This is a genomic window from Streptomyces sp. CS113 (genome assembly GCF_002188365.1).
Lineage (GTDB): Bacteria > Actinomycetota > Actinomycetes > Streptomycetales > Streptomycetaceae > Streptomyces > Streptomyces tendae.
Window position 1 is genome coordinate 2,062,562 of sequence record NZ_KZ195574.1, and the last position, 24,125, is coordinate 2,086,686.

The 24,125-nt window shown below is 67.9% G+C and carries 13 protein-coding genes; 7 read left to right on the forward strand and 6 right to left on the reverse strand.

From position 1 onward, the window contains the following. Window positions 1-167: 167 nt before the first annotated feature. Entirely contained in the window at window positions 168-1,100 is a 933-nt protein-coding gene (locus B9W62_RS08920; protein ID WP_256976245.1) for an FG-GAP repeat domain-containing protein, read from the forward strand. 69 nt (window positions 1,101-1,169) lie between these two features. On the opposite strand, the gene acnA is transcribed toward B9W62_RS08920, so the two are convergent. Then, complete coding sequence (gene acnA / locus B9W62_RS08925; RefSeq protein ID WP_087806663.1) at window positions 1,170-3,887, reverse strand: aconitate hydratase AcnA; 2,718 nt, start codon at window positions 3,885-3,887, stop codon at window positions 1,170-1,172. A gap of 305 nt (window positions 3,888-4,192) precedes the next feature. Between acnA and B9W62_RS08930 the strand changes: the two genes are divergently transcribed. Further along, complete coding sequence (locus B9W62_RS08930) at window positions 4,193-4,390, forward strand: DUF4236 domain-containing protein (RefSeq protein WP_087806664.1); 198 nt, start codon at window positions 4,193-4,195, stop codon at window positions 4,388-4,390. Between the two features lie 86 nt (window positions 4,391-4,476). Next, a complete protein-coding gene (locus B9W62_RS08935) occupies window positions 4,477-6,006 on the forward strand; it encodes a helix-turn-helix domain-containing protein (RefSeq protein WP_003972925.1) in 1,530 nt (509 codons plus the stop codon). 309 nt (window positions 6,007-6,315) lie between these two features. On the opposite strand, the gene B9W62_RS08940 is transcribed toward B9W62_RS08935, so the two are convergent. The 5 genes from B9W62_RS08940 to B9W62_RS08960 form a co-directional block, all read right to left on the reverse strand. After that, window positions 6,316-7,101 (reverse strand): 8-oxoguanine DNA glycosylase OGG fold protein, encoded by a 786-nt coding sequence (locus tag B9W62_RS08940; protein ID WP_087806665.1) that lies wholly within the window; start codon window positions 7,099-7,101, stop codon window positions 6,316-6,318. Between the two features lie 80 nt (window positions 7,102-7,181). Beyond that, on the reverse strand, window positions 7,182-9,275 hold the full coding sequence (locus B9W62_RS08945) for a DUF262 domain-containing protein (RefSeq protein WP_143665455.1): 2,094 nt from the start codon (window positions 9,273-9,275) through the stop codon (window positions 7,182-7,184). A 205-nt stretch (window positions 9,276-9,480) separates the two neighbouring features. Next, the gene (locus B9W62_RS08950; RefSeq protein WP_143665456.1) at window positions 9,481-9,999 is read right to left on the reverse strand and encodes a VOC family protein; all 519 of its coding nucleotides are present in this window, start codon (window positions 9,997-9,999) and stop codon (window positions 9,481-9,483) included. Between the two features lie 308 nt (window positions 10,000-10,307). Next, the gene (locus B9W62_RS08955) at window positions 10,308-11,513 is read right to left on the reverse strand and encodes an McrC family protein (protein ID WP_087806668.1); all 1,206 of its coding nucleotides are present in this window, start codon (window positions 11,511-11,513) and stop codon (window positions 10,308-10,310) included. Next, window positions 11,510-13,369 (reverse strand): DUF4357 domain-containing protein, encoded by a 1,860-nt coding sequence (locus B9W62_RS08960; RefSeq protein WP_087806669.1) that lies wholly within the window; start codon window positions 13,367-13,369, stop codon window positions 11,510-11,512. The genes B9W62_RS08955 and B9W62_RS08960 overlap by 4 nt, the downstream gene beginning before the upstream one ends. Window positions 13,370-13,531: 162 nt before the next feature. Between B9W62_RS08960 and B9W62_RS08965 the strand changes: the two genes are divergently transcribed. From B9W62_RS08965 to B9W62_RS08980, 4 genes are all read left to right on the forward strand, one after another. Then, window positions 13,532-14,218, forward strand: a complete 687-nt coding sequence (locus tag B9W62_RS08965) for a hypothetical protein (protein ID WP_143665457.1) — start codon at window positions 13,532-13,534, stop codon at window positions 14,216-14,218. A 280-nt stretch (window positions 14,219-14,498) separates the two neighbouring features. Further along, window positions 14,499-15,878: a serine/threonine-protein kinase gene (locus B9W62_RS08970; RefSeq protein ID WP_087806671.1), complete on the forward strand. Its 1,380-nt coding sequence runs from the start codon at window positions 14,499-14,501 to the stop codon at window positions 15,876-15,878. Between the two features lie 86 nt (window positions 15,879-15,964). Continuing rightward, a complete protein-coding gene (locus B9W62_RS08975) occupies window positions 15,965-18,946 on the forward strand; it encodes a DEAD/DEAH box helicase (RefSeq protein ID WP_087806672.1) in 2,982 nt (993 codons plus the stop codon). Window positions 18,947-18,959: 13 nt separating this feature from the next. Then, a complete protein-coding gene (locus B9W62_RS08980; RefSeq protein ID WP_087806673.1) occupies window positions 18,960-24,119 on the forward strand; it encodes an Eco57I restriction-modification methylase domain-containing protein in 5,160 nt (1,719 codons plus the stop codon). Window positions 24,120-24,125 lie beyond the last annotated feature (6 nt).

The following is a 24,125-nucleotide window of genomic DNA, read 5'->3' on the forward strand; positions in this document are numbered from 1 at the left end:
GTTGTACGCCCCACGTTGCGCTTGCGTACCTGTTCTGTACCGCTCTCGTCCCCGACCGTAAATCTGATTGACCTGTGAACGTCATGTGTAAGGATCACGAAGTATCCCGGGATCTTGCGGACTTACCCGTTCGTGGTCCCTTCCGCATGACCAAATGGAGGACCCACGTGGCCAAAAGCTCTGGCCTGAACACGCGTCGCGCCCTGGCGCGTGCCACGGCTGCGGCGCTCACTGCCGCACTGGTGGCGACGGGTGCGAGCAGCGCCGTCGCCGCCGACGGACCGGGAGCCAGCGCTTCCCGGTCGCACCTCGACGTGAAGCCGTCGGGTGGCGAGAAGTACGGCACCTCCGCCATGCCCGGAGACGCTCCGATCAACCCGGTGTTCGGTGTGGACGGCGCGGGTGACCTGTGGAGCTACGACCCCGACTTCGAGGGTGGGCTGGACGCTCGCTGGGACGCCGGCTACGGCTGGCAGACGGCCCGCGCCATGACGCAGGTCGACCAGGACGCCGACGGCTTCTCGGACGGCATCTGGCACGTCACGTCCGAGGGCCAGCTCTACTGGGCCCCCTGGAACGCCGAGGAGCACACCCTCGTCGGCAACGGCTGGAAGATATACAACCAGCTGTTCTCCGGCGCCAACCTGGGCGGCGCCGGCGCCGACGACCTGCTCGCCCGCGACAGCTCCGGTTACCTGTACCTGTACCTGGGCTACGGCAACGGCAAGCTGACCCAGCGCTACAAGGTCGGCGGCGGGTGGAACGCCTACACGCACATCACCGGCAAGGGCGACCTCTCCGGTGACGGCAAGGCCGACATCGTCGCCAAGGACAAGTCCGGCGTGCTGTGGCTCTACAAGGGCACCGGCAACTACAAGGCGCCGTTCACGTCCCGCACCCGCGTCGGCGGTGGCTGGAACACGTACAACAACATCGTCTCTGTCGGCGACATCGACATCGACGGCATCACCGACGTCGTCGCGCGCGACAAGAACGGTGCGCTGTACCTGTACAAGGGCACCGGCAACGGCGCTTCCCCGTTCAAGTCCCGCGTGAAGATCGGCAGCGGTGGCTGGAACACGTACCGTCTGATGTTCTAGGACGGACAGACGCGAGGGCCGCACTCCCGGCGACGGGAGTGCGGCCCTCGGCTTGTGTGCGGCCGCCGCCTACTTGCGGATCAGGCTGCGCAGCACGTACTGAAGGATGCCGCCGTTGCGGTAGTAGTCCGCCTCACCCGGGGTGTCGATGCGGACGACCGCGTCGAACTCGACGCCGGTGTCGGTGGTGACCTTCACCGTGCGCGGGGTGGTGCCGTCGTTCAGCTCGGTCACGCCGGAGACGGAGAAGGACTCCTCGCCGGTCAGACCGAGGGACTCGGCGGTCCGCCCCTCCGGGAACTGGAGCGGCAGGACGCCCATGCCGATGAGGTTCGAGCGGTGGATGCGCTCGTACGACTCGGCGATGACTGCCTTGACGCCGAGGAGCGCGGTGCCCTTGGCGGCCCAGTCGCGGGACGAGCCGGAGCCGTACTCCTTGCCGGCCAGGACGACGAGCGGGATGCCCTGCTCGATGTAGTTGCGGGAGGCGTCGTAGATGAACGACACCGGCCCGCCGTCCTGCGTGAAGTCGCGGGTGTAGCCGCCCTCGGTGCCCGGCGCGATCTGGTTGCGCAGGCGGATGTTGGCGAAGGTGCCGCGGATCATGATCTCGTGGTTGCCGCGGCGCGAGCCGTAGCTGTTGAAGTCGCGGCGCTGGACGCCGTGCTCCGTGAGGTACTTGCCGGCCGGGGTGTCGGCCTTGATGGCACCGGCGGGCGAGATGTGGTCCGTGGTCACCGAGTCGCCCAGCTTGGCGAGCACCCGGGCGCCGGAGATGTCCTCGACCGGGGCCGGCTCCATGCCCATGCCCTCGAAGTACGGGGGCTTGCGCACGTAGGTGGACTCGCCGTCCCACTCGAAGGTGTCGCCGGTCGGGATCGACAGCGCCTGCCACTGGGCGTCGCCCGCGAAGACGTCGCTGTAGGACTTGGCGAACATGTCCTCGCCGATGGCGTTGGCGACGACGTCGTTGACCTCGGCCTCGGAGGGCCAGATGTCCTTCAGGAAGACCGGGTTGCCGTCCTGGTCGGCGCCCAGGGCGTCCCTGGTGATGTCCACCTTCATGGAGCCCGCGAGCGCGTACGCGACGACCAGCGGCGGGGACGCCAGGTAGTTCATCTTGACGTCGGGGTTGATCCGGCCCTCGAAGTTGCGGTTGCCGGAGAGCACCGAGGTGACGGCGAGGTCGTGGTCGTTGACGGCCTTGGAGACCTCGTCCGGCAGCGGGCCGGAGTTGCCGATGCAGGTGGTGCAGCCGTAGCCGACGAGGTTGAAGCCGACCTTGTCGAGGTAGGGGGTCAGGCCCGCCTTCTCGAAGTAGTCGGTGACGACCTTGGAGCCCGGGGCGAGGGTGGTCTTGACCCACGGCTTGCGGGTCAGGCCCTTCTCGACCGCCTTCTTGGCCACCAGGGCGGCGGCGACCATGACGTACGGGTTGGAGGTGTTGGTGCAGGAGGTGATGGCCGCGACCGTCACCGCACCGTGGTCCAGCTCGTAGGTGGTGCCGTCGGGGGCGGTCACGGGGACCGGGTTGGACGGGGCGCCGTTGGGGGCGACGGCCGGGGCGTCGGAGGCCGGGAAGGACTCGACGCCGGCCTCGTCCACGCTGTCCACGTAGTTGCGGACGTCCTGCTTGAACTGCTCGGCGGCGTTCGCGAGGACGATGCGGTCCTGCGGGCGCTTCGGGCCGGCGATGGAGGGCACGACCGTGGAGAGGTCGAGCTCCAGCTTCTCGGAGAAGTCCGGCTCGGCCTTCGGGTCCAGCCAGAGGCCCTGCTGCTTGGCGTACGCCTCGACCAGGGCGACCTGCTGGTCGCTGCGGCCGGTCAGGCGCATGTAGTTCAGCGTCTCGTCGTCGACCGGGAAGATGGCGGCGGTGGAGCCGAACTCCGGCGACATGTTGCCGATGGTGGCGCGGTTGGCCAGCGACGTGGCGGCGACGCCCTCGCCGTAGAACTCGACGAACTTGCCGACGACGCCGTGCTTGCGCAGCATCTCGGTGATGGTCAGCACCAGGTCGGTGGCGGTGGTGCCGGGGGTCAGCTCACCGGTCAGCTTGAAGCCGACGACGCGCGGGATGAGCATGGAGACCGGCTGGCCGAGCATCGCGGCCTCGGCCTCGATGCCGCCGACGCCCCAGCCGAGGACGCCGAGGCCGTTGACCATGGTGGTGTGCGAGTCGGTGCCGACCAGGGTGTCGGGGTAGGCCTTGCCGTCACGGGTCATGACGACGCGGGCCAGGTGCTCGATGTTCACCTGGTGGACGATGCCGGTGCCGGGCGGCACGACCTTGAAGTCGTCGAAGGCGGTCTGGCCCCAGCGCAGGAACTGGTAGCGCTCCTTGTTGCGGCCGTACTCCAGGTCGACGTTCTGCTGGAAGGCGTCGTTGGTGCCGAACTTGTCCGCGATGACGGAGTGGTCGATGACCATCTCGGCCGGGGAGAGCGGGTTGATCTTGTTCGGGTCGCCGCCCAGCTCCTTGACGGCCTCACGCATGGTGGCGAGGTCGACGACACAGGGCACGCCGGTGAAGTCCTGCATGATCACGCGGGCCGGCGTGAACTGGATCTCCTGCGACGGCTGGGCCTGCGAGTCCCAGCCGCCGAGGGCGCGGATGTGGTCGGCGGTGATGTTCGCGCCGTCCTCGGTGCGGAGCAGGTTCTCCAGCAGGACCTTCAGGCTGTAGGGAAGGCGCGCGGAGCCCTCGACCTTGTCCAGCCGGAAGATCTCGTACGACTCGTCGCCCACCTGCAGTGTGCTGCGGGCGTCGAAGCTGTTCGCCGACACGACAGTCTCCTTCATTCATGTGCGCGTACCACCGCATCCTGCCGCCACGCCCTCTTGGCCGATCCGCTAAGGTAAGGCTAAGTTAGGTAACCCTTACCGTCGGACCGACAGCGGCGTGTGGCTGCGGCACGCCTCGGCAGATATCTCGATGTCGAGATAACTCTAGTACATGGGGGCGGTCCGGTCATGTCCGGGCGCCGTGTGGCGTGCGCCCCACTCCGGGTGACCCGTGCGGCCATCACTACGCCGAACGGGGGTATCCGACGCATGCCGGACCGAGCCGGCGCGACACGGAAGGGGGCACGATGCCGCTCACGTTCCGCAAGAGCTTCCGGATCCTCCCCGGAGTGCGGCTGAACATCAACAAACGCTCGTGGTCCATCACGACCGGGGGCCGCAGCGGCCCGCGGCACACCCGCAGCAGTACCGGACGTCGTACGACATCGATGGATTTGCCGGGGCCTTTCGGATGGCGTCGCACGACGACGAGCAGGCGCCGCTGAGCCGTGACCGGGGGTTACTTGACGTCGCGTCACCCGAACGGACCCCCCGAGAGGCGCGATCTCATATCTGAGATAGCCTCAACCCCATGGCAGACGATTACCTCGTACGCATCGGCCGACTCATCCGTGACGCCCGGCAGCACCGCGGCTGGACGCAGTCACAGCTCGCGGAGGCGCTCAACACCAGTCAGAGCGCTGTCAACCGGATCGAGCGCGGCAACCAGAACATCAGCCTTGAGATGATCGCCCGGATCGGCGAAGCGCTGGACAGCGAGATCGTCTCCCTGGGCTACGCGGGTCCGATGCACCTGCGTGTCGTCGGCGGCCGTCGCCTGTCCGGCGCCATCGACGTCAAGACCAGCAAGAACGCGTGCGTGGCCCTGCTGTGCGCCTCGCTGCTCAACAAGGGGCGCACGGTGCTGCGCCGGGTCGCCCGCATCGAGGAGGTCTACCGCCTCCTGGAGGTGCTCAACTCCATCGGCGTGCGCACCCGCTGGATCAACGACGGCACCGACCTGGAGATCGTGCCGCCGGCCGAGCTGGACATGGAGGCCATCGACGCGGAGGCCGCCGTCCGCACCCGCTCCATCATCATGTTCCTCGGCCCGCTGCTGCACCGCATGGAGCGCTTCCGGCTGCCCTACGCCGGCGGCTGCGACCTCGGCACCCGGACCATCGAGCCGCACATGATCGCGCTGCGCCGGTTCGGCCTGGACGTCGCCGCGACCGAGGGCCACTACCACGCGGTGGTCGACCGCCAGGTGCGCCCGGACCGCCCCATCGTCCTGACCGAGCGCGGCGACACGGTGACGGAGAACGCCCTCCTGGCCGCCGCCCGCCACGACGGCGTCACCGTCATCCGCAACGCCTCGTCCAACTACATGGTCCAGGACCTCTGCTTCTTCCTCGAAGCCCTGGGCGTCCGGGTCGAGGGCATCGGCACCACCACCCTCACCGTGCACGGCATGCCGGTCATCGACGCCGACGTGGATTACTCCCCCTCCGAGGACCCGGTAGAGGCGATGAGCCTGCTGGCCGCCGCCGTGGTCACGGAGTCGGAGCTGACGGTCCGCCGGGTGCCCATCGAGTTCCTGGAGATCGAGCTGGCGGTCCTGGAGGAGATGGGCCTCGACCACGACCGCACGCCGGAGTACTTCGCCGACAACGGCCGCACCCGCCTGGTGGACCTGACGGTGCGCCCCTCCAAGCTGGAGGCGCCCATCGACAAGATCCACCCGATGCCCTTCCCCGGCCTGAACATCGACAACGTCCCCTTCTTCGCGGCCATCGCGGCCTCGGCGCAGGGCCAGACCCTCATCCACGACTGGGTCTACGACAACCGCGCCATCTACCTCACCGACCTGAACCGCCTCGGCGGCCGCCTCCAGCTCCTGGACCCGCACCGCGTCCTGGTCGAGGGCCCCACCCGCTGGCGCGCCGCCGAGATGATGTGCCCGCCCGCCCTGCGCCCCGCCGTGGTCGTCCTCCTGGCGATGATGGCCGCCGAGGGCACGTCGGTACTGCGCAACGTGTACGTCATCAACCGCGGTTACGAGGACCTCGCGGAGCGGCTGAACTCGATCGGGGCGCAGATCGAGATCTTCCGGGACATTTGACGGGTGCGGTGTTGTGCCCCTTGAGCCCAGGGGGCACAACACCGCAGCGTGCCATCTGACCTGCGACTGCTTACCTTCACGACCCTTCACTGACCTGAGCCTGCGCTCCCAACCGACGTCTCGTCGTGGTCCGGCGCACGCGGCGCGTTCAGTGGGCGGTACTCGGCGGAAGCGTCTCGAGCCCCAGATTTGCACGCCCCACCTGGAGGCAGGCGCCTCGTGAGGGCGATCGAAAATATTGGTCATGGGCCCGGGCCCAAAGGATGGCCGACGCGGCCCCGCCGACACGGAGGACGGCCCGGGGGCCTTCTACGGGGTCCATGCGCCGCTGAACAGTGCCAATTCAAGTAGGTCGGGAGCGAGCGGCCAGTGCGTGGACCCGGCCAGCTGGTCGGTAACGCCGCGCATCCATGTCAGGTACACGTCGTAGCGGTGCGGGGTCCATCCGCCGTCACTCCACAGCCAGGCAGCGAGCTTCGCGGGTTCCTCAAGCCCGATCTCCTCCCCCAGTCGTGTCGTGTACGCGCGCAGGACACGAGCTATGCGCTGGTCGAGGATGAGCGGGCGCGGCCCCGGCACATCCACTACGGCGCCACCGGCGAAGTAGAGGAACTTGGTAAAGAACGCAGGTCCAAGGCCTGCGATCGCGCCGCTCAGCCTGCGGTAGCCCGACACGGCGCCATCGGTGGCCAGCAGCGCAATGGCCTGAGCCAGCACCGCCTCGACTGGGCCTGGGCGCAGGATCTCATCCAGCCGGTAGGCCCCGTACCCGTTGTCACCTTGTCCCCAGACGTAGCTGGCGATGAGTGTCTCGGTCCAGCTAGCCGTTGCTACCCCAGTCCGGGCCACCGCCAACACCTGCGCCCGGCTCAGCAAAGTTGGCTTACGTCCGACCTGCTCAGCCAACCCCGAGGGCCACGGCCGGATGCCGGCCCAGGACCCCGGGATGTAGCGAACTGCGTGCGCGCCGGTCCCGTCCGCGTACGGCGCCCCGTCTTCAGCCAGCCAGGCTCCCAGCTTTCCCACTGCATCCGAAGGAAGCGGACGCTTGAGCATCCGCGCGTCCAGTTCCCCGGCGCCCTCTCGCCACCCCATTCGAACCCTCTCCTTTGGTTCCACCAGTTCGCGACGGATTCTGTCCCGAGGCAGCGCACCCCCGCACGAGTGCGGGACGGTCAGCTGATCTTGCGGGCGGAAAGTGGGCTGGAACCAGGTACGGCCCGGATACCAGGAACGTTGTCGGCGCGAAGTCTGGCGGCCACAGCGCCGGGACTGATCTCCCCGCCCTCGTACTGGCTCGTGGGGACCGCCGTTATCTGCGACACCGTCAGAACGCTTCCGACCGGCAGCCCGGAGAAGGCCTCTCGCATGTGGCGTGCGACATCGCGCCGGGACCGGGGCATCTGAACCGTCGCCGGCCTACCGATGGGGGTAGCCTCCCGCGCCCCCAGCCGGGGTGCCGGGAAGCCTGCGCCCGAGGAGATGGGCGCGCCCCCATCCGGGCGTTGCCAGCGCCGGGAGAACGCCTCGGACAGATGGTCAGCCCGGGCCAGGATGCTCGCCTCGTCCCACTGAGCAGGCAGGGAACGGTTCAACGAAAGAGCACTGTGCACGAGGATGTCGTTCCTCTTGCGCTCCCAGGGACCATTGGAAACCGATGTGTTCAGTCTGCCGGTGAGCAGAGTCAGATTTCCCACGGTGTGGAGGAGGGACTGCCTGCGCTCATGAGCCTCGGCGCTTCCGCGACCTCCGCCCTCGGGAAGCGGCCAGTGTTCCTCCCAGGCCTGAGGCAGTAGGTGCTCGATCGTCAACTCCCCGTTGTGAACCTGCCGCTCGGTCTTGCTCGAATACAGCGAGTCCTCCAACTCGGCCAGCAACAGCCGCATCCGGGTCCGCGTGAGTTGCTTGTACAACGGCTGGGACCGAAAGACATCCCGGATATCGCGATCGCGGGGCCAGAACCCGGAGTCTGTTTCCTGTCGGAGCAGGAAGTCCGTCACGACCGACGGGTCGTCTTTCGCCTTCAGCTCCTTGAGCAGTTCCAAGAAGAGCCGGTTGTAGTTCTTCGTCGTCAGGCGGCAGACGGTGCGTCGCACCAGGTAGGAGTCCAGGGTGGCCACCGCGCCGGCCCGGTCGTCCTCGTCGAAACGGCTCACCAGCCACAGGAGCACGGGCATCACGGTGTTGGCGTCCAGAACACCAACAGTGCGCAGGAAGCGGCCTTCCGGAGTCAGCGGCTGTTCCTCGGCCGTCAGCCTTCGGTAGGCACCTGCCCGGTCCACCAAGCGCCTCATCATATTGACCAGGCCCGTATCAGCGGCCTTGACGTACCTGCGAAAGGTCAGGAAGAGCTCGGGAGCCATCACCTCCTCGGCTAGTTCACCCGTCAGGTACTGCATGAGGAAGACGTCCAGGCGAGGCCTCTTCAGCCTTCCCTGCCGCACCTCCTTGCGCCAGTCAGGCGTCTCCAGCTGCGCCCACAGGTCCCTGTACAGCTCCTCCACCGGGAGCCCTTGCTCCTCCGCCTGCTGGAAGATTAGGTTCTTGACCAGGTCGGAGGCCTGCAACGGGGTGCCTCGGTCGTTCAGAGCCTCGAAGATGACCTGGGCGTTGTCCTCGGGCTTGAGATCGATAACGACCAACTCGAACTTGTCACGAAGCACGCGCACCAAGGCATCAAAGCCCTCGTCCAGCTTGCTTTCGTAGTTCAGCTCTTGTGCCCACTCGACCGTGCGGTTGCGAAAGAACCAGTACGCCTGGACGATCGCCGAGGCGCCTGGATCGGCGAGGAATGCGACGTCGACCGGCCGCCGGAGCCGACCGTCCATGACCATGCGGAACGAATCACGGTCAATGTTGGTAGGCCACACCTTGTAGGCAGCATGCGGGTCGTCGGTCATGTCGTCGTCGTTGGCGGTCAGTTTGACGAGCGCACGTACGTACCTGTCCTGGACATCGAGCTCCCGTGCGACATCGCGCACCGCGGCAAGCAGAACCTGAACTGTTGTCAGCCTCTGCTGTCCGTCGATGACCTGTCTGGCAGGCATCGACCCCGTGAGTGTCAGCAACTGATCCAGCACGACCGCACCAAGAAAGTGCGGATGAACTTCCTCATCCGCCAATCTTTGGTGGACCAGAGCAGTGACGTCCTCCCACAGCGGGCGCCAGTTCCGGTCCTCCGTCCAGACGTACGGCCTCTGAAAGACCGGCACGACGAGTCGCCGGTCCGGCCCGAACAGATCGCGCAGGGTCATCGATTTCGCTTCCACACTGTCCTCCAATAGGGACTGGTCACACGAGCCAAGTACCTGCCGTTGAGGTCCTCTCGGCCGATTCAGGGACTAGCGTCAACCCCGCAACCAGTGGCACGCCTGCTCCACCGACCTACGCGAGCTGCCCCTGAAGCAAACCGCGCACGGCTACGGCGTGCGACATGGGTCGTCGCCACTCTCGGCAGCCAAGCACGAATGAGCATCAGGACTCGGTGGACTCGGTGGCCTCCTGTTTCGTCAATTTGTCCCGCATCTTCTTCGCAACAGGTTTGACCTTGCTGTTCCAGAAAGGCTTGGCATGAGGAGCGACGAGAATTGCGACTACTACGGCCCCGCCGATGGCCAACTCTTTCCAACTGAGCTGAGGGTCATCGTCGCCACCGCTACCGCTGTGGTCCACGATCGGCTCGGGCTCGAAAGTGGCGTCTTCTTCAGCGGGAGACCCTGCGTCGTCGCAGCCACCGGGATTCGCTTCCATATCGGCCCTAAGCGCCGCTACCGTCTCCTCGCTCCAGGTACGAGTTTCCCAGCTCGGGTTGTACTGGGCGTAGCCGCCCGTACCGCGTGAATGGTATTGCTCCTTCGCGTACTGCTGGCCCTTCTCGGTGAGCCCATAAGCGCCGGGACTTCCGTCCAGATAGCCGTACTCCTTGAGAAGCGCATTCATATCTCGAGCCGTCCGGCCAAACTCTTTGCCCAACACCCGTGCTGATTTCCCCATGGCTCAGCGCCCCCTCTTACACTTCGGCCGCACTCGGGCCGTCGCTGACGACATGGGGCGACGTTACCGGCAGCGCGCTGCGCTGCGGGCTAGTTCTGTCGACGCGTACCGCCTTCGCTGGGACGCCGAGCAGCGCCTGGCCTTCAACGGCGCAGCGGCCTCACCGAGCCCCAAGCCTCACCGCGGCGGGACCCGCGCGAGCGGACAGCGTTCGCCGACCTGCTTCGTAAGCTGAGGCTCCGAGCGCCTCGCCGGCCGGAAGCACCGACGCCGGCTGAACCGCACCGCTGGCGCGACCCACCGATGGTTCAACCCGATCGAGGTCGCACCATGCGTGCGGCCAGTGCATGGATGCTTTTTATAAGCGTCGACGAGGGCTGGTCAAGATCAAGTGCATGTTGATGCAGCGCGATCCCCGAGTGCCTCACCAAATGGCCCGCATGCGGTGCGTTGCCCTTGGCGTACACCAGGTGGCCATTGTTGAGGCCCAGGGAAGTGGAATACGCCAACATTTGGTACAGGTCGGCATCGGGATAGCCGTGTGGCTTGCCCAGCTTGTATTTGGCGTCGGCCACGACCTGTGAGGCTCCCGAATCGTCGTACCAGATGAGGTCCGGTCGCATTCGGATGAGCTCGGCTTCATCCAGGTACACATCACTGGCCTGCAGCGCAGCGTGCCCACCGTACACACTCAGGGCCTCCCGGAGCCCGACGCAGACGAAGTCCTCGAAGACCGTGTTCATATCGAAGAGGAAGCCGTTCATCCGCACCCCGCCCGGCAGATGTTCGACAGATGCATTGGCCAGTACAAGTTCCGCCAGGCGGAGAGCGCGGTGATACCGGGCGTTCAAACGACTCGGCTGCCAGCCGGGGAGCGACTGCCCCTTCGCCAGTGGAGTGACCTCCGCGAGCCTGGCGCGCTGGTGCATAAGGCGTGTCCGTACGGCACCGGGCACACCGTCCACGCGTAGGAGGCGTTCCACCGCGGCGCGCAGAATGCGGTTCTCGGCGATGTCCGTGCTGAACTCGTCGTACGCGATCTCGGCGGGGAACGGCGCACCGAACCGGCGCCGGATCTGGTCGGCCTCGCGAATCCGACCACGTACGACGAACTCCGTGGCTTCGGTGTTCCGGTAGCCCTGCAGAAGCCCTTGCCGCAGCGCCCGGTCCGTCTGTCGTTCGACGGTGTGGGCGATGGCGGGCAGCAGTTCGTCGTGTCCGCCGACGTCCACGTCTCCGTCTCGCCAGCCGCCGGGGTCGCGGCTGTAACCGACGAGGAAGAACAGACGCCGAACGGGCAGTTTCGGCGTGATCCGCAATCTCACGGTCTCGCCTCCTGGGACGTCGAGTGTCACTGCCCCGACCTTGCTTCCCGCCTTCAGCCGCCACAGCTCCGGCTCGTGGGGGTCGGGCGTGGCATCCACGGCCTTCAACTCTGCCAGGGCCCGCCCCGCCGCGTGCGGAAGGGGGACGATGCGTGCCGGTCCATGCTCGACGAGGTGAACGTCGGTCACCGGGCGTCAGGGCTTCCCTCGTTGTCGCCCGCCGCCGGCGCTCTGCGCGCGGCAACGGTCGCCCGCAGCGCCGCCAGCCCGTAGCGCTTCTCGATGTCAACGCCGTCCCCGTAGTGGTGCTCTTCCAACAATGGGAGGATCTTTGTCCGCCAGGTGCGTTCGAGTCCGCCCTCACGGTAGACGCCTGGTTTCATCAAATATGACGGCCCGATCCGGATGTCGGCGTCATCGATCCGGGCGTTGAGAGCGTCAAGCAGATCGGCAGGCCCGGTGTCTTTCTCCTCGCTTTCCAGCCAGCGCCACAGCAGTCTTCTGGTCGGCTCGACCCTCGGTGAGAGCTCGACGAAAGCGAACCGCCGCCGCATCGCGGCGTCCACGAGTGCGATGGACCGGTCTGCGGTGTTCATCGTGCCGATCACGAACAGGTTCCGAGGCAGTGCGAACTCCTCACCCGAGTAGGTGAGTCGGACCGACTTTTTTCGGTACTCCAGCAGGAAATACAGCTCACCGAAGACCTTGGCGAGGTTGGCGCGGTTGATTTCGTCGATGATCAGAAAGTGCGGAATATGCCGGTTTCCCTCCATTCGGGCTTGATCGGCCAGTTCTCGTAGCGGGCCCGGCGTCAACCGGAAGGCGACCTCATGAGTGTCCGGGTCCTCCCGGGGCCGGAACCCCTCGAAGAAGTCCTCGTACGCATAACTGGGATGGAACTGAATCAGCTTGACGTGCTCGGGGCCACCGCCGAGGAATTCTGCGAGCTCCTGCGCCAGATAGGTCTTGCCCGTGCCAGGAGGACCGTAGAAGATCAGCTGACGTTCCTCCCAGAGCAGGTCGCGGACCTCGTTCAGCCACGCGAGGTCGTGGACGTTCAGCCTCTTGCGCAACGCCTCGTCGGGCTGAGGGAAGGCCAGGTCGCGGCGGGCGACGATGGCCTGAACCGCGACGCCGGACGTGTCCGTTGACTCCTCAACCGCCTTCTTGAGTTCGTCGTCGGAGGACCAGAGGCCGTCGAGGATGCCCTTGACCGCCGTGAGATCGACCAGGTCGTGTCCGGTGTTCAGCTTCTGCTGAACCTCCTCCGGGAGCTTGTCGTACGGGTAGCCCTCGCTCGCCCACTCCACCGGCCGGCGCAGAACACTCCGGCCGTCTCCGGAGGTGACCTGCTCGGCCTCGCCCGTGACCTCTCCCACGAAAAGCTCACCGTCAGGGAACACGCACACGGTGTCCCCCGGACGCATTCGGGAGAGGAACGCGTGAAACTCTTCCACGAAGCGCGGCTTCTGGCTGTACGCGGCCGCCGATTCGTAGTCCTCGTCCACGATGACGCGCAACTGTTCCTTGCTGATGCCCGGGGTCACTCCAGGCCTCAGCCGGTCCGCGGCGAGCGTCACACAATTATTGGAGAGCCAGATCTGATCGACCGGACCGGCGCTTGTGATGATCGGGTCGCGGACGAGCCATGCACGGCTGGGGCCGGCCGAAGCCTGCTCCAGGAAGTCCGCGAGAGGTCTGCCGTCGGCCGTCTTCCACTCCAGCCAGCCGTTGGCACTGCGACCGAGAAGGATCTCCGCAGCGGCCGACGGGGAGTTGCACTCGACGTCACTGACGACCTCCAGCCACCCGGACCAGGTGGTCGTCTCCTTGATCGTTCCCCGTTCTCTCAGCTCTTCGCGCAGCCGATGGGAGGACGGCATCCGAAGGGGGAAGGAGGGGACGACCTCGGGGCGGGCCGGCGAACCTGCCAGGACCACCATCTTCTGGCTGCCATTGGTTCCCTTTTCCGTGAGCAATCGCCCCCGCGCCAGCGGCCCGTTGCGCGGCAGGCGCAGCAAGAACTCCGGGTACTCGTCGGTCATCGTCTCCCCCACTCGGTCAGGCCGATGGCAGAAATCTACGCGTGCCGCGATCCTGGCCACCCTCGTGAGGCGATCCGGCCAGGGAACGGTGCCCGGATTGCCCTTCATGGCGTGCAGCGCTCATGATCTGTTCGGACCAGGGTGGGCCATGAGGGGGGAACAGTGCGCAGCGGAACGACAGCGGCGACGGGGAAGCGACAGGCGGAGTCTCTGCCGACCGCGCTGGGGATGTCAGTATCAGAACTCGTGCAGGCGGTGGGCGGCTTCGAGGGTGACCCGGCTGAGATGGTTCGGGCATCGGTGCGGACGGCCGAGCGGGCCTTCGCCGAACTCGACGCGTGCGACGCCGTGATCGACAAGGCCTCGGTAGCCGGAGGGAAGATCGCGGACAGGCTGCGTGTACATCTCTCCGCAGAGTCCGTGGCGGACGTCCAAGCGGAGCTCGAGGAGCTGGAGAGGGTAGCGGCCCGGGTCCGGGGCACCGATGAAACCCGTCGGCTCCTGAACCGTGTGCTGGGAAAGGAGGAGCGGGACGCGTTCACGCCCGCGGTTGTCGTCCGCCTCACCGCAGACGACCTCCCCAGGCTCCCGTCCGCCTATGCCGAAGCCGACGACTACACGGACCTCCTCGCGGTGGCCGGCCGCGAGGAGCAATTGAGGCCCCAGTTGGAACTCGCACACGCGAAGCGAATCGTTCGCGTGGCCACGCACCTGGTGACCGTGGTGGAGCAGGTCGCCGCGGCAGGTTTCGCCGACAGTCGGTTCGCCGCGGAGTCGCTTCTCGAGGCACAGCGCTCGCACGCGTTGTGGCAGACGTGCCTGGCGGAGAGCCGACGGGACCTGAGCTAGAAGTAGGACTCACACAGCTCCGGTGATCTTGAAGACAGCCCGGAACAGCGGGTTGGGATCTATATTCGGATGGACGATGCGGAGCATCTCGACTTCATCGGAGTACCTCCCGTGAGTGCGGACGGAGACGCGAGCAGTGACCGTGACTCGACCGCGGTTGGACCCCGCCGGGAAGAGGTGCCAACCGCCGCACGGCGCCGCCCGTTGTCGCCTGCACGAAGTGGTCTAACGTGCCGATGAACGCCTGCCCCGGCAGCCAGTCCCGATTGTGAGGATCCACGTGCACATCGCGCCCCTCAGCCCCGACGACCCTGCCGAGCTGGGCGGATACGAACTGCTCGGGCGGATCGGGCAGGGCGGCATGGGCCAGGTGTATCTAGGGGAGTCGCCGGGCGGGGAACCGGCAGCCGTGAAGGTGATCAAGCCGTCCGTCGTGGACTCCGAGACGCGGCTGAGGTTTGCGCAGGAGGTGGAGATCCTCAAGACGGTGTGGGGCGCCCGGATCGCCGCCCTCCTGGACGCCGACCCGGAGGCGGACCCGCCGTGGCTGGCGACCGAGTACGTCGAGGGGCTGGACCTCAGCAGGCACGTGGCCAGTCACGGACCGCTGGACGCCCTGCTCACCGCCTCGCTGGGCGCGACGCTCGCGGAAGCGCTGGCGACGGTGCACAAGCAGGGGCTGCTGCACCGCGATCTCAAGCCCGCCAACGTGCTTCTCGGCCCCAACGGACCCAAGGTGATCGACTTCGGTCTCGCGGTGTTCGCGGAGTCCAGCGTGTCCCTGACCGCGGCCAACACGGTCGTCGGCACGCCCTCCTGCATGCCGCCCGAGCAGGCGACCGGTGAGAAGCCGCTGACTCCCGCGGTCGACGTGTACGCGCTTGCTGCCGTGCTCCTGTTCGCTTGCTCGGGCCATGCTCCCTACCGCGCCGACAACATCCACCTCCTGTTCCACCAGGTCGTCGATCCCGCGACCGCGCCGGATCTCTCGGGCGCACCCGAGGAACTCGCGCCGCTGCTGACGGCGATGCTGGCCCACCGCCCCGAGGACCGGCCCGCGCTCGACGACGTCGTGCGGCGGTGCCGGGCGCTCATCGAGGCACAGGGGCTGAAGGTCGCCCAGGCGCGGCGCAGGCTCACGAACTACACGGCCGCTCCGGCCCACGTCCTCGACGACCTGCTCGCCGTGAGCCGCCCGGCTGCGGAGGGGTCAGCGGCCCGGACGCGAGCCACGAAGGGCGACCCGGTCGACGCTCTGCCTCCTCGGCAGGAGCCGGGCATGGCAACGCCCGGACCGGCCCGGCAGGAGCCGAGCGGGTCCCGGCCAGGCCCCCGGGATCCCGAGGTGCTCCGGCCCACGCCCCCGAAGCCGTCGGCCCAGGTGCCGCCGCCCACGGATCCGCGACTGCTCTTCGCCCGCGTCGACACCCCCGCGTCCCCACCGGCCGACGACGCGCCTGCCTCCCCGGCGGCAGTGCAGCCGCCGGCGGACACAACGGCGGAGCGGGTCAGCGCGCGGCCCTCGCTTCGCCCGGCGGGCCGGGGCACCCTGGGCGGCGATGACAGCAGCGTCCGACGGCGTTCCCTGCGGCATTCCGCCCAGGCCCGGATCACCGCGCAGCGGTTGCGTGAGGCATACGCGGCCAGTACCCCCTTCTGACCCGTACGCCCCTGCGACCCGCGATAATGGGCGGGCCCTGAAGGGGGCCTGACCATGTACGACCGAACCGCCTCAGGAGGCCACGGGTGACCGCCGTCCAGTCAAGTGCGGAGCAGAGCGGCGTCACGGCAAGCCAGGATCAGTACCCGGCCGGTGCCCAGGTGCTCGTGCGGGACGAGGAGTGGCTGGTCAGGAGCTCGATGCCGACGGAGGACGACGGGACCCGGATCGAGGTCGTCGGGGTGTCGGAGTTCGTCCGTGACCAGGAGGCCGTGTTCTTCTCCGGCCTGGACCGCATCGAGCTGCTCGACCCTCGGGAGACGGCTCTCGTCATGGACGACTCGCCGAACTACCGGCGCTCCCGGCTATTCCTGGAGGCGGTCCTGCGTCGGACCGCGCTGCCCCAGTCGGAGCGTCGGCTGGCGCTGGCCGACTCGTTCCTGATGGACCCGCTGCCGTACCAGCGGCGCCCCGCCGAGCTGGCCCTGTCCGGCGCCAACCTCCGCCCGCGCCTGCTGATCGCGGACGTGGTGGGCCTCGGCAAGACCCTGGAGATCGGTCTGACGCTGGCCGAGCTGATCCGGCGCGGCCGGGGCGAGCGCATCCTGGTCGTCACCCCGCAGCACGTGCTGGAGCAGTTCCAGCACGAGCTGTGGACGCGGTTCGCGATCCCGCTGGTGCGGCTGGACTCGGTCGGCATCGAGCGGATCCAGCGGGAGATCCCGGCCGGCCGCAACCCCTTCACCTCCTTCAAGCGGGTCATCGTCTCCATCGACACCCTGAAGAACACCGACCAGTACCAGCACCATCTGGAGCAGATCCGCTGGGACGCGGTCGTCATCGACGAGTCGCACAACCTGATCAACCGCGGTTCCCTGCGCAACCAGCTCGCACGCACCCTCGCTCCCCGCACCGACGCCCTGATCCTCGCGTCGGCGACGCCGCACAACGGCGACGCGAAGTCGTTCGCGGAGCTGATCGGCCTGCTGGATCCGGTGGCCATCCGGGACCCGGAGAGCTACCGCGCGGCCGACATCGAGCATCTCTTCATCCGCCGGACGAAGATCAGCCCCGAGGTGCGGGAGCAGATGAAGGGCCAGTGGGCGGACCGCGGCCCGTCCCACTCCGTGCACTGCCCGGCCACCCCCGCCGAGGAGAAGATCTTCGAGGAGCTGGCGGCCGTCTGGCTGCCCGGTGAGGGCGGCACCTCGGTGAGTTCGGTGCCCCTCTTCCCGTACACGCTGCTGAAGTCGTTCCTGTCCTCCCACGCGGCGCTGCGGGCCACGGTCTCAGCGCGCATCAAGACGCTGGAGAAGAAGGACGACCCTCAGGGCACCGCCGCCGAACTGGCGGCTCTCCACCGGCTGTCGGAACTGGCCGCCGACCTGACCGAGGCGGACTCGGCGAAGTTCGCCGCGCTCGTGCGCCAGCTCCGCGAGGAGATCGGGGTGGGGCCCGGTTCCGACGAACGGGTCGTGGTGTTCTCCGAGCGCGTGCAGACCCTGGAGTGGCTGGCCGAAGTACTTCCCGCGGCACTGGGCTTCAAGGGCCGGGCCGCCCGGGACTGCGTCCGGATCATGCACGGTGGTCTCTCCGACGAGCAGCAGATGGCCTGTGTCGAGGAGTTCGGCCTGGCCGACACACCCGTACGGGTCCTGGTGACCGGCGACGTCGCCTCCGAAGGCGTCAACCTGCACCGGCAGTGCCACCAACTGGTGCACTACGACGTGCCGTGGTCGCTGATCCGGATCGAGCAGCGCAACGGCCGTATCGACCGCTACGGGCAGGCCAGGCCCCCGGAGTTCCGCGCGCTGATCCTGACCAGCGAGGTCGAGGGGGCCAAGGACGACACGGTGGTCGCCGAGCGGCTGCTGGAGCGGGAGGACCAGGCCCACCGTTCGCTGGGAACGGCGGAGGCGGTGACCGGTCTGTACCGGGCGGAGGCGGAGGAGAAGTCCCTCATCCAGGACCTGCTGCGCGGCCGGACCGTGGACGAGTCCCTGGACGCCCGCCGCTCCGGCGCGGACCGCGAGGACACGGGCCTGGACGACTTCCTCACGGACTTCTTCGGCCCCGTCGGCGAGGAAGCGCCACCGGCGGACCCCACGGAAGGTACCGGCTCCACTCCCCTTTCCGGTACGGAGGCGTCGGGCGGCCGGGACGCCGCGAGCCCCGTGCTCCCCCGTCTCTTCGACTCGACCGCGCACTTCCTGGACGACGCACTGCGCGAGGTGTACCCGGACGCCCGGGAGCGTCTGGAGCTGGACCGCGACCAGCAATCGGGGCTGCTCTCGTTCCGCCCGCCGACGGAACTCGTCCACCGTCTGAAGGCGCTCCCGAGCGACTACCTTCGCGAGCAGCGGCTGCGCGAGCGCATGCTCGTGACGTTCAACCGCCGCCTCGCCGAACACTCCCTCCAGCGCGCCCGGGAGTCGTCGACGTCGAGCTGGCCGGAGATCTCCCTCCTCACGGACCTGCACCCGGTCGTCGAGTGGCTCACCGACAAGGTCCTCGTCGGGATGGGCCGCCAGGAGGCGCCGATGATCATGGCGAATGTGGCGGAGCCCATCTATCTCGTGCAGGGCGTGTACTCGAACAAGCTGGGCAGGCCCACGGTCGTGAAGTGGATGGGCGTCACCTGGCGGAAGGCGAGCCGGGAGGGCCTGGTCGACGACGACATGGTGTCGCTGCTGCGCCGCTGCGGTGTCGGCCCGACCATGGCGAACAAGCGCCGCTACCGCGATCCCGCGCCTCTGCGCGAGGCCCTCCCCCACGTCCTGGACACGGCCGAGGCGTTCCTCAACACGCACCGAGACGCCTGGGACGAACCGCTGCGCGAGCCCATCGAGCAGTACAAGCGGCGGCTCGGCACCTGGCGGCAGCCCACCCTCGCCGGGGAGCGCACGAAGGAGCGCCTCGCCGATCTCGCCGACTCCCTGCTGACGACGGGCCGGCCGCTGCTGCGGGTCCTCGCGGTGCTCGTGCCGGACCCGGACCGCGGGGACGGCGACGAAGGCCCGCCGCTCGTCTCCCTCACCGCCCCGGCCGCGTCCCCGTCCCGGTTCTGAGAGAAGCCCTGCCATGACGTACGACTCCCTCGTCAACCGCGGCGACTACTTCTCGGCCCACTATCTGGCCGAGGTACTCCCGAAGGACCTCAAGTCGGGCCTGTTGCAGGCGTGGAAGGACCGCGAGGAGGCGGCGAAGCCGCCCGCCGGAGATGCCGCTGCCACGCAGACCGACGCGCTCGTCGCTTCGGCGCCCGGCGCCGACGAGCTGCCGGTCACCCCCCGCGCCGGGTTGCGGGCGCTGCGCCGCGACTACTTCCGGGCTCGGTCCTTCTTCGCCCTCCCCGAGGACGAGGACGGCATCCGCGTGGTTCGGGAACGCGACGAGGAAGAGGTGACCTACGGCGACTCGACGTGGCGGGAGCGGGTGCGGGCGCTCAACGCAGAGGTGCTGCGTGCTCTCGGCTACGACGCCAAACCGCGCACGCTCACGGTGGTGCGCGCCGGGCAGACCCATGAGATCCCGGTTGCCCATGCCGAGAAAGGCCTGGTCGCGGTGGACTGCGGCTGGGCCGCCGAACCGGATGCCGCTCTGGACAAGAACGGCCGGGGCCGGCTGCTGGAGCCTGTGCCCCTCGACGGTCTTCCTTCGCTGGAGACCGGCGACACGCTGGCGAGGTTCCTGTTCGCCTGCGAGGAGCCTCCCCGGTACGTGCTGCTGCTCTGCGGCGGAGTGATCGTCCTCGCCGACCGGATGGTGTGGGGCGAGGGCCGCTCCCTCGGCGTCTCCCTCGACACCGCACTCCAGCGCAACGACACCAGGGTGGGCGGCGAACTCGACACGGTAGCCGCACTGTTCGGCGCGGACTCGCTGCGTACACCGGAGGAGGGCGGCGAGAACCCGCTCGCGGAACTCGTCGGCAAGTCCGCGAAGCACGCGGTGGGCGTCTCCAGCGAACTGCGCGACGGCCTGCGCAAGAGCGTCGAACTCATCGCGAACGAAGTACTGGAACGTCTGCGCGAGCAGGGCCTGCGCCCCGAGGATGTCGGCGAACTCTCGGAACTCGGAAGCCAGTTGACCCGGGAGTCGCTGCGCTACCTCTACCGGATCCTGTTCCTCCTCTACGCCGAGGCCCGCCCCGAGCTGGGCATCCTGCCGGCCGACTACCCCGAGTACCAGCAGGGGTACGGCCTCGGCCGACTCGCCGAACTGATCGCCGACCGGGAGCCGATCAGCGACACGGCCCGCAACGGCTTCTACCTCTACGAGTCCCTGGACCTGCTCTTCGGCAAGGTCCAGGACGGCTACCGCCCGCGCCGCACCCACGGCGTGGAGGCGACGGTGGACGGCATCGATGCCAAGGCCAGCGAGGACATCGGCCTGCGCTTCGAGCCGCTGCACAGCAAGCTGTTCGAGCGGGACGCCATCCGGCTGATCGGCGACGACAGCCTGCCCGACCCGCGCTTCGACTCCGACGAGGCCCTGGCCCGGGGCGAGTCGGTGCGCTACCTGGACACCCGGCTGCGCAACGCCACGCTCCACCAGGTGCTGCACAGCCTGATGATCACCCGGGGAAAGCGGGGCGAACGCGGCGGCTTCATCTCGTACGCGCAGCTCGGCATCAACCAGCTCGGCGCGGTGTACGAGGGCCTGATGTCGTACAGCGGCTTCATCGCGGGCGAGGAGCTGTACGAGGTCGCCAAGGGCGGCGACCCCAAGGACGGCTCCTGGCTGGTCCCCAAGTCGAAGATCGACGAGTATCCGGACTCGGTGTTCGTACGGCGCCGGGACCGGCACACCGGCGAGGACGTCCGGGTGCGGCACGCCCCGGGCTCGTTCGTGTACCGCCTCTCCGGCCGCGACCGCCAGACCTCCGCCTCGTACTACACGCCGGAGTCGCTGACGAAGGTCACCGTGCAGCTGGCCCTCCAGCAACTGCTCACCGAGGAGACCGAGGCGAAGGATCTGCTGAACTGGCGGATCTGCGAGCCGGCGCTCGGCTCGGGTGCGTTCCTCAACGAGGCGATCAACCAGGTCGCCGCGGAGTATCTGCGACGCAGGCAAAGCGAGTTGGCCCGGTCGATCGACACCGAGCAGTACGCCGTCGAGCTCCAGAAGGCCAAGGCGTACATCGCCCTGCACAACTCCTACGGCGTCGACCTCAACGAGACGGCCGTGGAACTGGCCGAGGTGTCGCTGTGGCTCAACACGATGCACCCCGGTATGGAAGCGCCCTGGTTCGGCCTGCACCTGCGGCGCGGCAACTCGCTGATCGGCGGACGGCGGGAGGTGTACGCCGCTGACCGCCTGAAGAAGGGCGGCTGGCTGGGGACCACTCCGGAGCGGTTCGCGCTGGCGGACGCGGTGGGGGGTGCGGCGCTGCCCGAGGGTTCGGTGCACCACTTCCTGCTCCCGGCGAAGGAGTGGGGTGCGGTCGCCGCCGAGAAGGAGGCGAAGGCGCTCGCTCCGGAGGCGGCCAAGGCACTGGGTGCGTGGCGGAAGGCGATCAGTAAATCGCCGACGGCGAGGCAGACGGCCAAGCTTCAGGGGCTGGCCCGGCGGGCCGAGTACCTGTGGGGGCTGGTCGTGCGGCGGCTGGAGCTGTCGGAGCGGGACATCTCACGGCGCATCGCGGTGTGGGGTGCGGAGGACGACTGGCTGCGCCGGCCGGAGGTCGCGGTGCAGCGGGACGAGGTGCTGGCCGACCTCCATGCCGAGGACACGCCGTACTGGCGGCTTAAGACGCTCATGGACGCGTGGTGTGCGCTGTGGTTCTGGCCCGTGCAGGGCGCTGCGTTGCTGGACGGTACGGACGAACGGTACGCGCGGGCCGAGGCGTTGGCGGAGCGGGCGGCGGAGTTCGAGGCGGCCGGGGTATCGGCTGCGGCCGGTGAGGAGGACTCCGGGGTTCTGATGGCCTGGGAGGCGGATGCGCTTCCGGGTTTCGCGGCTGAGCCCCAGCAGATGACTCTGACGCGGGATTCGGTGTCGCGCCGCCGTACGGGGCGTCGCGCGGAGCAGGTCAAGGGGCAGCGCCGAGAGGTGATTCCGCTGGCGGGGCTGGACGACTGGCTCGACTTCGCCGAGGCGTTGCTGGGGACGCAGGACGTGCCGAGTGAGTCGCTGGTGTCGGCGTTCGAGACGCTGGACGACCTGTCGGTGTACGAGCGGGAGTTGCCCGAGTGGATGGGCATGGAGCGGTTCCATAGGCTGGAGAACCGGTTCCTATGGGCGGCCACGGCGAGGGATGTGGCCAAGGCTCAGGGGTTCTTCCACTGGGAGTTGGAGTTCGCGCAGGTTTTTGCGCGGGGTGGGTTTGACTTGCAGGTGGGGAATCCGCCTTGGGTGAGGCCGAGGTGGCAAGAGGACTTGGTTCTGGCAGAGTTGGAACCTTGGTTCGTGCTGGCGGAGAAGCCGAGCGTGGCTGAGTGGCGACTCCGCAAGGACGAGGTGCTGAACACGCATGCGAATGGCAAGGGTTTTCTCCTCGACGAGCTGGCCGCCCTTGCGGGGGCTGTCGCTGTGCTGGGCAGCCCAGGCGCATATCCGCTCCTTCTCGGTACTCAGGGCGACCTCTACCGCGCCTTTATGGCTCAGGTGTGGCAGCACATCGCACCGCAGGGCAGCGCGGGCATGATTCACCCGGACACACACTTCGGCGGCGTGCGTGAGGGCACCATCCGAGCTGCCGCATATCGGCAACTCCGAGTCCACGCCCACTTTGTGAACTCGGCGAACTGGGCGTTCGAAGACCTCAACCGTTCTGCAGAATTCGGGATGCACATCTACGGCACGCCGCAGGAACCTGACTTCCTGCACCTCAGTGAGCTCCGCGACGCAGAGGTCCTCCCCGATTCACTGACCCACGACGGGCGAGGCACAGCGCCGGGCATCAAGCACAACGGCTCCTGGGACATCCGGCCGCACCGCGAGCGCGTGGTGCATGTGAACACGGCCTTGCTTGCCAGTTGGCGGGCCTTGACGGGCTCGACGGGTGAAGCAGCCCACGCCCCACTGTTGTACCCGGTCCTTGCTGGTGAGCAAGGGGCAATCGAAGCGCTGTCCGCTTATCGCAGCAGCCTGGGCGACTACCACCCGATGATCTCAGGCGGATTCCACGAAACCGGAGCCAGGAAGAACGGGTTCATCCGCTGGGGCAACCAGGCCGTACCCGAACTCGCTGATGTCATTCTCCAGGGGCCGCACTTCGCATCAGCGCTTCCCTTCTCGAAGGAACCGAGGATCCCCTGCCGGAGCAACAGAGACTGGGACTTGCTCGTGCCGACGGAATTGCCCGAGGCGAAAGTCCCAGTGACTAACCTTGTGCGGGCCACCGACGAGGCGAAGTACCTCGCTGCCCAGGACTCCTGGCACGGAAGGCCGTCCACCTCGTATTTCCGGGTGGCCTGGCGGAGAATGATTCCTTTCGACAGCAGCCGCTGCCTACATGCCGCCCTCATCCCGCCAGGTCCGGCCCACATCAACACCGTGCAGTCGATGGCCCTAGAAGACGACTACGTGACCACCCTTAACGCGGGCTTCTGGGCATCCTTGCCCCTCGACTACCTGTTGCGCACCACCGGGCGGGCGGATCTCACTCCAGCTAGTGCGAAGCAGCTGCCAGCACCCGCCCCAACGCACCCCCTCGCCCCCGCGCTCCTCCTCCGCACCCTTCGCCTGAACGCCCTCACCACCCACTACGCCGCCCTCTGGACGGAGCTCTTCGACCCCCGCTGGGCAGGCTACGAGGACTGGGCCAACCCCAACTGGCCCCACCTGAAGCCCCTCGCCGCCGACCTCAAGCCGACCTGGTATTACAGCACCCCGCTCCGCACCGAGCACGAACGCCGAGCCGCCCTGGTCGAACTCGACGCCCTCGTCGCCGTCTGGCTCGGCATCACCGCCGACCAGCTCGCGGCGATCTTCAGGTCCCGCTACCCGCAGCTATACGACTACGAGTCGGCGACCTACTTCGACGCCAGCGGCCGCAAGATCGCGGCCGACTTCAACACGTACGGCCACGGCCAGACCAAGCAGGACTACCTCGATCTCCTCGCTTACCTGGAGGACCCAGAGCGCATCCCTCCCCCAGAGGACTACCAGGCCCCCTTCTACAAGGCCGACCGAGAGGCCGAGATGAGGGCAGCACACGCGCACTTCCAGGCCCGGCTAGACGCGGAGGTCGCCGCCGGGCGCTGGGCACCGCCAGCCCGTGAAGCCGTGCAGGCGTAGTTGACC

Bases quoted from the DNA above. Each gene is read 5' to 3' on its own strand.
- B9W62_RS08930 (WP_087806664.1), top strand. From the start codon at position 4,193: ATGCCGCTCACGTTCCGCAAGAGCTTCCGGATCCTCCCCGGAGTGCGG.
- B9W62_RS08960 (WP_087806669.1), bottom strand. From the start codon at position 13,369: ATGACCGACGAGTACCCGGAGTTCTTGCTGCGCCTGCCGCGCAACGGG.
- B9W62_RS08940 (WP_087806665.1), bottom strand. From the start codon at position 7,101: ATGGGGTGGCGAGAGGGCGCCGGGGAACTGGACGCGCGGATGCTCAAG.
- B9W62_RS08980 (WP_087806673.1), top strand. From the start codon at position 18,960: ATGACGTACGACTCCCTCGTCAACCGCGGCGACTACTTCTCGGCCCAC.
- B9W62_RS08950 (WP_143665456.1), bottom strand. From the start codon at position 9,999: ATGGGGAAATCAGCACGGGTGTTGGGCAAAGAGTTTGGCCGGACGGCT.
- B9W62_RS08935 (WP_003972925.1), top strand. From the start codon at position 4,477: ATGGCAGACGATTACCTCGTACGCATCGGCCGACTCATCCGTGACGCC.